The 10000-nt window shown below is 61.7% G+C and carries 9 protein-coding genes, 1 tRNA gene and 1 pseudogene; 4 read left to right on the forward strand and 7 right to left on the reverse strand.

The genetic code is table 11. The features are described from left to right. On the forward strand, positions 1-565 hold a 565-nt coding region (locus tag LDL37_RS07325; RefSeq protein ID WP_290796113.1), incomplete at its 5' end, for an adenosine kinase. A 75-nt stretch (positions 566-640) separates the two neighbouring features. Beyond that, entirely contained in the window at positions 641-1513 is an 873-nt protein-coding gene (locus LDL37_RS07330) for a hypothetical protein (RefSeq protein ID WP_290796115.1), read from the forward strand. Here the strand turns inward: LDL37_RS07330 and LDL37_RS07335 are convergent. From LDL37_RS07335 to LDL37_RS07360, 7 genes and pseudogenes are all read right to left on the reverse strand, one after another. Then, positions 1504-2109 carry a Smr/MutS family protein gene (locus LDL37_RS07335; RefSeq protein ID WP_290796117.1) on the reverse strand — a complete coding sequence of 202 codons (606 nt, stop codon included), beginning with the start codon at positions 2107-2109 and terminating at the stop codon, positions 1504-1506. The two genes, LDL37_RS07330 and LDL37_RS07335, sit on opposite strands and share 10 nt — an antisense overlap. A gap of 41 nt (positions 2110-2150) precedes the next feature. Next, the gene (gene rimK, locus LDL37_RS07340) at positions 2151-3086 is read right to left on the reverse strand and encodes a 30S ribosomal protein S6--L-glutamate ligase (RefSeq protein WP_366509226.1); all 936 of its coding nucleotides are present in this window, start codon (positions 3084-3086) and stop codon (positions 2151-2153) included. 75 nt (positions 3087-3161) lie between these two features. Beyond that, positions 3162-3599 (reverse strand): annotated as a pseudogene (locus LDL37_RS16445) (RimK/LysX family protein); the annotation flags it as partial. Positions 3600-3639: 40 nt separating this feature from the next. Further along, positions 3640-6303 carry a PAS domain-containing protein gene (locus tag LDL37_RS07345; protein ID WP_290796130.1) on the reverse strand — a complete coding sequence of 888 codons (2664 nt, stop codon included), beginning with the start codon at positions 6301-6303 and terminating at the stop codon, positions 3640-3642. 116 nt (positions 6304-6419) lie between these two features. Continuing rightward, complete coding sequence (locus tag LDL37_RS07350; protein ID WP_290796122.1) at positions 6420-7262, reverse strand: hypothetical protein; 843 nt, start codon at positions 7260-7262, stop codon at positions 6420-6422. Between the two features lie 147 nt (positions 7263-7409). After that, positions 7410-7484 (reverse strand) — tRNA-Gly (locus LDL37_RS07355). 285 nt (positions 7485-7769) lie between these two features. Next, entirely contained in the window at positions 7770-8753 is a 984-nt protein-coding gene (locus LDL37_RS07360) for a D-glycerate dehydrogenase (protein ID WP_290796124.1), read from the reverse strand. 223 nt (positions 8754-8976) lie between these two features. Here LDL37_RS07360 and LDL37_RS07365 point away from each other — a divergent pair, with 223 nt between their 5' ends. Both LDL37_RS07365 and fabA read left to right on the forward strand, forming a co-directional pair. After that, complete coding sequence (locus LDL37_RS07365; RefSeq protein ID WP_290796126.1) at positions 8977-9525, forward strand: SH3 domain-containing protein; 549 nt, start codon at positions 8977-8979, stop codon at positions 9523-9525. 144 nt (positions 9526-9669) lie between these two features. Next, the coding region (gene fabA, locus LDL37_RS07370) for a bifunctional 3-hydroxydecanoyl-ACP dehydratase/trans-2-decenoyl-ACP isomerase (RefSeq protein WP_290796128.1) at positions 9670-10000 on the forward strand (331 nt) is incomplete at its 3' end.

Here is a 10000-nt window from a genome sequence, read left to right on the forward strand (position 1 = left end):
CGATCCGCAACTGATCAGGGCGTCGCAGATCACCTACCTCGAAGGCTATCTGTTCGACACGCCGTCGGGTCGTGCCGCCTTTGCCAAGGCCTGTGAAATCGCCCGTTCGGCGGGCCGCAAGACGGCCATGACCCTGTCGGACAGCTTCGTGGTCGATCGCTGGCGCACCGACCTGCTGGCCTTTATCGAGCAGCATATCGACCTCGTCTTCGCCAATGAATCCGAGCTTCTGTCGCTGTTCCAGACCGAGGATTTCGATAAGGCCGCGCGCTATCTGAAATCCAAGGCCGATCTGGCCTTCGTCACCCGTTCCGAACGCGGCTCGGTGGCGCTGAAGGCCGATCTGTCGCACGACATCCCCGTCTATCCGGTGGCCGAGGTGGTGGATACCACCGGGGCCGGGGATCAGTACGCGGCAGGGGTGATGTATGGCCTGACACAGGGCCTGCATCTGGAAACCTGCGGCCGTCTGGGGGCGCTCGCCGCCGCCGAGGTGATCAGCCACTACGGCCCGCGCCCGCAGGTCTCTTATGCCGAATTGGCGAAGCAGAACGGGCTGATCTGATTGACTTCGGCTTGACTATGTCACCTTCCTGGCTTTGGATGGGGTAATAAGGGTATTACGCTCTCGGAGGGGGAAGTGCGTAAGTTTCTGGCCGCTACATTCTGTCTGTCCGTTTTCGCTCTCTTCGTGGCGGGCCTCCTCTTTTGGCCAAGCGTGCACAGACCAGATCATCCTTTGTTTTATGTGGTAGAACGAACGGCTCCGCCAGCCGTCGTGCGTGAGGCCATTGCCTATCAAAAACAGGTCAAAGCTCAGGACTGGGAAAGTCTAAGTCAGCATAGTCTTCCGGCCATGATGACCGCCGACTATCGCAAGACCATACCGACTTTTGCGAAATATATTCCGGCGAAGCCGGATCTGATTCGCGTGGCGCAATGGCAAACGACCTACACCACAGGTCAGCCGGAAATAACGACAATTACCCTCTTAAATAAGCAGGCTGATAGTGTTTTGATCAGCACTGTGCAATTCGTAAAGCAAGGATCGAATTATAAAGCCAATAATTTTAAAATAAACTACTTAAATGGCAATGATTTAAAATCTGTCGATTTTTCATTTAAACGTTTTAATTCAGAGAGATTGCTATTTTTGTTCCTTTCCTCCGGTATTTTGCTATTCAGTCTGTACACCCTCTATGTGTGTTTGAGTGTCAAAGGCATACCGTTGGGCTGGCTGTGGGCCATTTCCGTTGCCATAGGCTTCACCCGGCTTTCCTATTTCTGGATAAACAATACTATCAGTTGGCAGCCCCTCTTTTTGGGCTTTCCCGTTTCGGGATATGCGCAAGGACTGGCCAGTTCGTTTGAGTTTTATGTGACGCTTCCCTTAGGTGCCATTCTGTTTTGGGCGTCAGGTGTCAAACAGAAACGGAAAAGTGCTAAGTTGCCGCAACCCCCATTCGCACCGAAACGGTTGGAAGACGAGTCGGGCGTCGTCGTTCAGCCCTGACGCCGCTTTAACGCCACGTAGAGCGCGCCGGAGCCGCCGTGGCGGGCGTGGGCCTGTGAAATCCCGGCCACAATATGCGCCAGCGCCGGATCGGACAGCCATTCCGGTGCGTTGCGCTTCAATATGCCGTTTTCGGCCATACCCTTGCCCGTAATGACCAGAACGGCGCGATAGTCATTGGCCCAGGCCTGCTGCACAAAGGCCTTGAGCCGCTGTTCGGCCTGAATCTGGTTGAGCCCATGCAGGTCGAGGCGCGCTTCGATGGGGTCGCGTTCGCGGCTGATGCGGCGCTTACGCTTGGGCTCGATCGGGTCAGGCGTGAAAGTGGTCGCTTCGCTCAGGCGAAAGCCGCTCTGCGGGCGCACGGCCTCACCGATTTTGAACGGCACCAGCGGCAGAGGGCGCTCGATACGCGGGGCGGAGAGGGTGTTCTGACCTTCGGGCAGGCCCTTGATGGTGACGGTCTCGATCTCCGGCTGGGCGAAGGGCGGCTTGACCGGTGCGGGCTTCTTTTTGCTGAGTGCGTGCGGACGCACCGTGGCCGTCACCAGATGCCACAGTTTCAGATCCTCGTCCTTCAGGCCAAAGCGCTTCATAGGGCTTAAATGGCATGGAGTGGGCCGGAGGGAAAGGCGCTTTATTCCCGGCGTTTAGCGCGCGGGTTCTGTTTCGGCAGGTGCTGGACAGGGCGCAGCTTGCTCTCGACATGACGGATGATCAGGTCGGCCACATCGACGCCGGAGGCCTTTTCGATCCCCTGAAGGCCGGGCGAGGAATTGACCTCCAGCACCTTGGGCCCCGAATGCGAGCGCAGAATGTCAACGCCCGCCACCTGAAGGCCCAGAGCGCGGGCCGCCTTCACCGCGATGTCGGCTTCTTCCGGCGTGATTTCGACCGACAAAGCCTTGCCGCCCTGATGCAGGTTGGCGCGAAAATCGCCGATCTTGGCCTTGCGCTTCATGGCCGCCACGACCTTTGAACCGATGACGAGGCAGCGCAGGTCTTCGCCGTCGGCCTCGCGGATAAATTCCTGCGTCAGCAGTTCGGCATCGAGGTCGCGGAAGGCGGAAATGACCGAGGCGGCGGCCAGATGCGTGTCGGCCAGCACCACGCCGCGCCCCTGCGCCCCCTTGGTCAGCTTGATGACCAGCGGCGCGCCGCCGACCAGTTGCACCACAAAGTCGGTGTCCTTTGGCGATTTGGCAAAGGCCGTCACCGGCATGGGGATGCCCTTGCGCGCCAGTACCTGAAGCGCGTGCAGCTTGTCGCGCGAAGCGGAGATGGCCGAAGACCGGTTGAGGCAATAGGCGCCCGTCGTCTCAAACTGTCGTACGACGGCCAGGCCATAGCTGGTCATCGGCACGCCGATGCGCGGGATGATGGCGTCGAACTGCGGCAGCGGCTTACCGTCATAATGCACTTCGGGGCGCGTCACATTGATGTTCATATAGCAGCGCGAGGTTTCGATGGCCTCGATGACGTGATCGCGGTTCTGCGCCGCCCTGATCAGGGCGCGGATCGAATAGTTGCCGGCATCCTGCGTCAGCACGGCCAGACGTAATGGGCGCTTCACCGCTTTTGGCGCATCGGCGCGGCTATAGACATCATAGGACAGGACCGGCAGGCGCTGCCCCGCCGTCGGATCGACCAGCGCGCCGAGGCTTTCCAGCGCCTGACGCCCGATCAGCATACGATAGGCCATATTGGCGCGGTTGGTCAGCGATACCTCGATCGGGTGGTTGACGCCGTCGATCGAAATATGGGTTTCGATGACGTAGCGCCACTCCGTCTCGCCATTGGACGAGGTGATTTCGCGTTGATCCTTGAGGTCGGCGGAACAGGCCACCTCGATATCGTAACGGCCCGGCACGGGATTGACCACGAAGCGCACGCGCGGGCGCTCCGGCGTGCCAAACACCTCGATATCCACCGCGTGCAGGGCCGAGGTGCGCGCCCCGGTATCGACCTTGGCCTTGATGGCCGGCAGGGCCAGATCAGGGAGCCCGACCCATTCTTCCCAGCCAAAGGTAAGCGGTGCGCTGTCGGTCATGAACGATCCTGCGTAACGGTTGAGACCTCCGCCCATAGGCCGTTTTTGCGACGGTTTTATAGCAGACAGCGCCGACTTACGCCTTCTCTTTGGCCTCGGTGGTAAAGGCCAGCAATTGCCGCGTCAGGCGCTCACCGCGCTTGCCGGCCGCCAGAGCGGCTTCGGACAGGCGGCGCAGGTCCGGGCTGTCGGCCTGACGCCCGATCATGTCGAGCGCGGCGTTCATAACGTTCAGCATCTGCGAGAAGTCGGCCGCGACATCTCCGGCCAGACGCCCGACCGTTTCATAGCGTTGCGACAGGGCCAGAGCCGTATCCAGACGTTCGGCCTGACGCTCTAACTCTAGTTTGGCGAGCTGAAGCTGCGCGATCTCCAGCTCAAGCTGCCCGGTGCGCGCCTTCATCGTCAGGAATTCCAGACGGTCCGGCCCGGCTTCGACGACAGGCGGTGGCGGCGGTGGCAGGTGCGCCGACAGGTCAAACGCCACCCCCAAAAGCCCTTCGAACTGTCCGTCCGTCACCACCGGGCTCAGGCGCTCCAGCAGCGGCGCAAAGCCGTCGGGCGTTTTGACGCGATAGGACAAATCGCCGGCCGTCTTTTGCGCCAGATGCACGGCCAGTTCGGCGTGGATGCGGTCCTGATCGTCCGGATGCAGGCTGTCGAGCCAGCCTTCGCCAAAGAATTCCGGCGCGCCGCAACCGGTCAGGGCCTGCCAGCCGGTCGAAAGGCGCGTCAGCGTGCCATCGCTTTTCCACTGACGGTGCAGGGGGCTGAGATCACCGGCGATGTCGCTCAGATGACGCTCCGGCTTGGCTTCCGGCACAGGCGCGGCCTGAAGCGCGGCAAATTCGGCCTCCAGCTCGGCCTTTTCGTCCTTCAGCGCGCTCAGTTCGCCTTCCAGCGCCTTGAGGCCCTGCAATTCAGCGATCTCGGCCTTCAGCGCCTCGATGTCGGCGTCGCGCGTATCGGGCTGCGCTTCGGCGGCGGCGGTTTGCGCCAGAGTTGCATAGTCCTGCCGCAGGGTTTCCAGCTCGCTTTCCAGCGCCGTCAACTCAGCGGCGCGCGCCTTCAGCGTTTCGATTTCGGCCAGAGAGGCTTCGAGCGCCACGCTCAGTGGGCTCTCTTCCGGTTCCGACTTGGGTTCGGCTTTCAGCGCTTCCAGCTCGGCGCGCAGGGCCTCCAGCTCCGGATTTTCGCCGGGCTCCGCGGTTTCAGACTTGGCAGCCGCGTCTTTCAGCGCCTCCAATTCGGCGCGCAGGGCGTCGCGTTCGGCCTCGGCCTCGCCGCGGGCCGTGTCGAGCGCCGCCAGATCGGCCTCCAGCGCCTCGATCTTTGCCGTATCTTCGATAACCACAGGCTCAGATGCAGGCTCAGGGTTGGAGGCAGGCAGGGAGGCTGTGGCCGCCTTGGCGTGCGTCACATCAATGGCCACGCCGAACAGCTCGCGGCGGCCATCGACCCTCTGCGCCCGTCCTTTCAATGAGACGTAACGCAGCGTGCCATCCGGCTGTGGAATGGTCAGGTCGAGATCGAGCGTGTCGCTTTGCCCCGACATCAGCTCACCGAACACCTCGTTGGCGCGCAACTGGTCTTCGGCGGTGATGCGCGTTGGGCCGCCGTCAAATTCGCGCCCGATCAGGCGGCGCATCCCTTCGTCTTCGACAATCGAGTCCGACACCGGGTCGTAGGACCACACGCCAACGCCCAGAGCGGCGCGCGCCAGCTCGGCCTTTTGCAGGTCTTCCAGCGCCTGTTGCGCCTCGTCGGACAGGGCCGGGGCCACGGGTGCGGCCAAGGCTGGTGCCTCGCTGACCGTCAGGGTCTGGGTGGTAGGGATGGCGGCCACCGTAATGCCCTGCGCTTCGCCGTCCTGCGTATGCACGATCCAGGCGGTGAGGATGACCGGATGCGCCTGACCGCGCACGTCTTTCAGCGACAGGTTGATGGAGGCCGGACGGCTCCCCTGATCTTCGGGCGTCAGGTCGGCGAGGAAATCGACGGCCTTCTGGAAATCGGCATCGGCGACAAACACCTTGGCCCAGTTGGCGTTCATCGCCTGATCGCGCGGCGTATCGAGGAGGCTGCCTACGCGCGGATTGAGGTCGAGCACCGTCCCGTTCTGATCCAGCCCCCAGAAGGGCACAGGTGCGGCCGTAAACCAGTGGCCGCGCCACACGCCGGAAATATCGCCCACGCCTTCGCCGGTCTGGGTTTCGATCTCGACCAGCGCCGTGGTCGAACCGATCACCTCGCCATTGGTGTTCATGATCGGCATGGAGGTGACGGAGACCAGCACCTTGGTGCGGCTGCCGTGATTGACGATCAGGTGCTGAAAGCCCTTCACCGTCTGACCGCGCAGGGTGCGCGCAATGGGCAGCAGGTCGGGCGGAATGACGCGGCCGTCGGGATAGGTGATGCCCCAGGTGGCCGAGTGAAAGCGTAAGCCTATCAGCTCGTTATCCTTGCGCCCCAGAAGCTGATGCGCCGTCTTGTTGGCGAAGATGAACTTGCCTGTGGCATCGGTTTCGACCAGAGCCACCGGCACGGCGTTGAGCACATTGAACATGCGCCGCTCAAGCTGATCTATCTTGCGCTCGGCCTTGAACAGCAGGTCCTGAAACTGACGCACCTGTGAGGTTTTGATGATGGCAATCAGGCCCGCGACGATGGCTGCACCCAGCAGCAACACCGCCAGAACCCCCAAAACCACGATCAGATCGGCTTCGCTTTCCAGAAGCATCGCGCGCACAAACTCCCACCTGACCCGTTTCGGCACACAATGCGCCCAAGACGGTCTTTACCGGACTTAGCGGCTGCAACAAACGTACCCGTTTTAAGGGGCGGCGCAAGCGGGCTTTAAGCGGATTGGGTGGGTGATTTTGCAAAAAGCCCGGCAACCCCCAGCCACCAGCCGAGGACGAAGCTGAGGCCGTATCCGGCCAGCGGTACGGGATAGGCTCCGTAAAGCCAGGCCACGGCGCTGAGGGCAAAATAGAGGCTCAGCGCGAAGGCCTGCGGGCGGCGGCTTGCGTCGGGCCACAGCCACAGGGGGCTCAAGGCGGTGAGGGCCAGAGCGGCGCTCAAGCCGATGGCCAGAAGCGGTGACTGCGCGGCGGCCATATGGATCACGCCTTCGACGTGCGCTACGGGCTGTAGCGGATCGGCCCGCCACAGGCACAGACCAAGGGCCAGAGCGGCGACCGGCGCCGCCCACAGCAGGGCGCGCGGGCCATAGGTCTGCGCGATCAGGACCAGCGCAGCGACACCAAAGGCCAGAAGCTGCGAACGGTCGGGCTGCCACGCCAGACAGGCGGCGATCAGGCCCAGACCGATCAGCCACAGCGGCGACGGCCTGTCCGGTCGGGTGGCTGTCAGCACCAGAGGCAGGATCAGGGCGGCGGCATTGAGCTGAACGGGACCGAAGGCCAGCCAGCGGTGAACGCCGTCTTGTCCCGGAAAGACAAAACAGAGGCCCAGAAGGACCAGAGCCACGACAAGCTGCGGCAATAGCGGCAGTCGCACACGACTTAAACCGAAGCAGAGCCCCCCGCCAATCAGCCACGCCACCGGGTTACGCAGCCACAGCCCGGCGCTCAGCCCCGCCTGTTGCATTGTCAGCGCCCCCAGCGCCACGGTTATAAAAGACAGGACGCCAAAAGCGATAGCGAACTGAAGCTGACGTGTGTTTGCCGATGTCATGAGAGGCCCCCTTTTCTGCCCGCGAGCCTCCTGCGAATGACAGACACTGTCAATCCGGTGGCTGGGGATAAGCGGTAAAGGGTTGGGGGTATCAAAGCACAAAAGGCCGGATCAGCGATCCGGCCTTTTGTGCTTTGTAAAACAGATTGGAGCGGGTGAAGAGGATCGAACTCTCGACATCCACCTTGGCAAGGTGGCGCTCTACCGCTGAGCTACACCCGCTCGTTTCTGTTATCCACCGGCGTGTCCGCCGAAGAGGTGCGCCTTATAGACAAAAGCCCGCGGCCTTTGCAAGGGGCATTTTTCGGAAACCTGTGAAAAACTTTTTTCGACGCATTTTCAGGGGACTTGCCGTTTCATGCCCTTCCGCCCGGCCCTCTCCCCGTGCACGGGGAGAGGGGGATAAAAAGCGAAAAAGACCCGACGGGCCGCCCCGAGGGTCTTTTTCTCATATCCGAACCCTGAAAAACGTATTTGGCCGCAGGCCAAAACGTTTTCATGAGTAACTTATAGCATCGCCGGGATGACGCGATCGGGTGGGCGGTGGCCGTCCTGAAGCGTCTTGATGTTGAGGATCACCCGGTCGCCCATATCGGTGCGCGCTTCGATGGTCGAAGACGCCATATGCGGCAGCAGTACCGCATTGGGCAGGCCGAACAGTTCCGGATTGATGCCGGGCAGGCGCTCATAGACGTCAAGCCCGACGCCGGCGATCTTGTTGCCGCGCAAGAGGTGCGCCAGCGCCTCTTCATCGACGATCTGCCCGCGCGCCGTGTTGACGAGGATGGCGTGTGGCTGAAGCTTCGCCAGTCGCTCGGCATCGAGCAGGTGGAAGGTGTTGGGACCACCCGGCGCATTGATCGACACCACGTCCATGCGCGACAGCATCTGGTCCAGATCGTCCCAGTAGGTGGCCTCAAGCTCATCCGAAATGCGCTGCGACACCGGTTTGCGGTTGTGATAGTGCACCTGCATCCCGAAGGCACGCGCGCGACGCGCCAGCGCCTGCCCGATACGGCCCATGCCGACGATCCCCAGCCGCTTGCCATAGATGCGGCGGCCCATCATGAAGGTCGGCGACCAGGCGGAAAATTCACCGCGCTGCACGGTTTCAGCCCCTTCGACGAAACGGCGCGCCACGGCGATGATCAGGCCCATGGTCATTTCGGCCGTGTCTTCGGTCAGCACGCCCGGCGTATTGGTGACGATGATGCCCTTTTCGACGGCTCTGGCGACGTCGATATGGTCATAGCCGACGCCGAAATTGGCGATCATCTTAAGCTGTTCGCCGCAGGCGTCGATAAAGTCGGCGTCGATGCGGTCATTGATCGAAGAGACGAGGACTTCGGCGGTCTGCGCCGCCTCGATCATCTTGTCGCGCGGCATCGGGTCCTTGGTGAGCCAGAGCGTGGTGTTGAACAGTTCGCGGAACCGCGTTTCCACCCCGTCGGGTAGTTTCACGGTCATAACGACTTTCAATTTCTTGTTCATGGTATGCGTTGACCCTTTGACGGCATTTTCGTTCAGGACTGTTTTTTAGGGTCTGGTTAACCAAATCTGAAGCATTGCAAGCCCAGTGTCGAAGACCTTTCCACGCCCCCTTAACCGTCTGCTTTTGCCGATGCCGACCCTGTTCAGCCTGTTTTTTTCAGTGAAATCACCACACCATAGGCCGTGCCCCCGCGTCAAGTCGGGGTGGGCGAGGGCGGCTGTTTTGGCCCTGTCGCTGGGGATGGTTTGCGGCGGCGTTGCGCCCACCGCGCAGGCCGGGTCTGCTGAGGAAGAGTCGTTCAACACGCCCTCAAAGCAGCCGGTGCCGCGTTGGGCCTCATTGCGCTCCAACGAAGTCTATGCCCGCTCCGGCCCGACCAAGGAAAACAAGGTCCTGTGGACCTATCGCCAGAAGAACCTGCCGGTGCAGATCATTTCTGAAACCCGCGAATGGCGCATGATCTGCGATCCGGATGGCGGCATTGCCTGGGTCAGCCGCTCGATGCTGAAGTCGCAGCGCAGTGTCGTGTCGATGGGCACGCAGAAGATCGACCTGCTGAGCGCCGCCAAACCCACCGCCAAGGTCAAGGCGCGACTCAATCCGCGCGCTCTGGCCGCGCTCGACAAGTGCAAGAAGGGCTATTGCAAGGTCTCGGTCGGCAATGTCGATGGCTGGGCCCCGCAGGACCGTCTGTGGGGGGCACAGGAAGGGGCGGCGTGCAAACGCCCGGACCCCTTTACGCGGCTGGGCACCCCGCAGGGCGTGCGTTAGTACGCCTTCGCTGGCCAAATTTCACAACAAAAGCCATTGAGCCGCGGCCTCTATGCGTGTAACGCATCTTTACAGCCTGTTACGAACGCGCCATTAAGCGCCGCGTAACAGCTATATGTGTGTGAGATTCTATCCGGAGCCCCAATGAGCGACCGTCCTTCGTCTTTCGATTATGAAGCCCTTCTGGCCTGTTCGCGCGGGGAAATGTACGGTCCGGGCAATGCCCAGCTGCCGGCGCCGCCGATGCTGATGATGGATCGTATCACGCAGATCACGCAGGACGGCGGGGCCTTCAACAAGGGCTATATCGAAGCCGAACTCGACATCAATCCCGACCTGTGGTTCTTCGCCTGCCACTTTATCGGCGATCCGGTCATGCCGGGCTGCCTGGGCCTTGACGCCATGTGGCAGTTGGTCGGTTTCTTCCTCGGCTGGTCGGGCAATCCGGGCCGCGGCCGCGCGCTGGGCGTCGGCG

Source organism: Asticcacaulis sp., from assembly GCF_020217185.1.
GTDB lineage: Bacteria > Pseudomonadota > Alphaproteobacteria > Caulobacterales > Caulobacteraceae > Asticcacaulis.

Bases quoted from the DNA above. Each gene is read 5' to 3' on its own strand.
- LDL37_RS07335 (WP_290796117.1), bottom strand. From the start codon at position 2,109: ATGAAGCGCTTTGGCCTGAAGGACGAGGATCTGAAACTGTGGCATCTG.
- LDL37_RS07345 (WP_290796130.1), bottom strand. From the start codon at position 6,303: ATGCTTCTGGAAAGCGAAGCCGATCTGATCGTGGTTTTGGGGGTTCTG.
- LDL37_RS07350 (WP_290796122.1), bottom strand. From the start codon at position 7,262: ATGACATCGGCAAACACACGTCAGCTTCAGTTCGCTATCGCTTTTGGC.
- LDL37_RS07360 (WP_290796124.1), bottom strand. From the start codon at position 8,753: ATGAACAAGAAATTGAAAGTCGTTATGACCGTGAAACTACCCGACGGG.